The organism is Shigella sp. FJ200513, from assembly GCF_040495915.1.
Classification (GTDB): Bacteria; Pseudomonadota; Gammaproteobacteria; order Enterobacterales; family Enterobacteriaceae; genus ECMA0423.
Genome location: NZ_JBDYCV010000232.1, coordinates 1 through 1,571, shown reverse-complemented (window position 1 = coordinate 1,571; position 1,571 = coordinate 1). Strand labels below are relative to the sequence as shown.

Below are 1,571 nucleotides of genomic sequence, written 5' to 3'. Positions count from 1 at the left end.
GAAAAACGAGTATTTTTAGTCATCCTGTTTACCTCTTTCTCAGGAAGTTTAGTCTCCAGGATTCCCGGGGCGGTTCATTCCCAAAATGCACTTGGTTTTACACCGGAATATTCTCATCGTATCCTGCTTGTTGCGTTTCGTTTTGTGTTTGTGGATCCGGGAATGCATATTCAACGCCTTCCAGTTCAATCCATAGTGCATTACGACCAGCTTTGATTGTCGGCCAGTCCATACCTTTGATTCTTTCCCATGAGCGGGAGGTGAATGTTTTTTCCAGCAAATCAGCTTTTGCGCGTTTGGCGTCGTTACTGGTGCCCCCATGGTGCTTGTTGAGCAACTCGATAATTTCATCAAGTGCGATTTCTTTTGCACGCTTTTCTTTTAGCCATGTCGGTGTACCGTCGTTGGCAAATAATTCACTGTTATCCCGTGAGGTATCGATGCCGGGGTGTTCACCTCCCAGGTTAAGAGACTCGATATGAGGAAGAAAGTTTTTAAATGTTGGGTTTGAAAATACCTGTCCATCAATACGGGTGGAGCGATCTTTTAGTATTCTGGCGGTGCGCCACACCTGACCGGTTTCTATGTTCATTTGCTTCTCCATCTGGATCCGGATGGAGGGTTCATAACCGGTTTCTGTTTCTGCTTTCATTTTTATACCGGTTTTTGCCAACTGGCGTTTGCCATCATCACCTTCGAAAAAGTCATACTCATATCCTGCACGCCCGCACATAATAATGTGCGCCTGACTGTTAACAAATCGATCGGTAAAGCGTCGCCACTCCTGTTTGAGCCACGCCCAGTCTGAAAATTCCAGTCCTCGTTTACGGTTTCGGCGTCTGGCATACTCGTCGCATAATCCGGTCCAGAAGTGACTGATGGAGTCGATGATCATTACGGAACCGCTGCTTTCCGCTTCATTAATGGCTTCAAGCAGATCAACAAACGAGCGGGTTTTTGCCGTAAATAATTCGATATTTTCCGCATCAAAGCGGGGTTTAACCCAGTCAGAGCCTGTTTCTGTGTCCAGAAACATTACCGGGCGGTTACCAGCTTCAATTCCCCGTTGCCGCATAAGCATTACCAGACCAATAGCCAGTTCGCTTGCTGTGTAGGTTTTGCCGTCGCCAGCAAACCCCATAATTCCTGCTTTTAGATAGGCCTGTGTGTTTATTGCTCGTTGAAAAAGCGCCATAGATTTTAGTCCTCCAAATCAATATCAACCTGGTGGTGGGCAATGGTTTCAGCCATGTACCGGATGTGTTCTGCCATGCGCTCCTGAAACTCAACATCATCATCAAATGCGTGGCTGATTGCCTGTTTATTGGCACCGTGGCGTTGCAAATGGTCGATGCAGAGCGATTCAAACAGGTGCTGAGGCAGACCTTTTTCCAGGTCGTCCGCCAGTTCCGTTTCTTTTTCTTCACGAACGATCTGCTGGTAGTGACGAGCCCATGCCATTTCTTCAATACGATCAAAAATCGGATAAGCGCTCTGAGGTAGCCTGAGTTTAACGGACACTCCTTCCTGAAATAGAATGGCATCAGAAGGAGCTAATAATGAGCAGAAAA

At 46.8% G+C, this 1,571-nt stretch carries 2 protein-coding genes; both read right to left on the bottom strand.

Annotated features, from left to right (window positions below; genetic code table 11):
- Nucleotides 1-97: 97 nt before the first annotated feature.
- On the bottom strand, nt 98-1,195 hold the full coding sequence (locus ABZJ92_RS21815; RefSeq protein WP_001173294.1) for an AAA family ATPase: 1,098 nt from the start codon (nt 1,193-1,195) through the stop codon (nt 98-100).
- 5 nt (nt 1,196-1,200) lie between these two features.
- On the bottom strand, nt 1,201-1,461 hold the full coding sequence (locus ABZJ92_RS21810; RefSeq protein WP_005135630.1) for a host-nuclease inhibitor Gam family protein: 261 nt from the start codon (nt 1,459-1,461) through the stop codon (nt 1,201-1,203).
- Between the last annotated feature and the right edge of the window lie 110 nt (nt 1,462-1,571).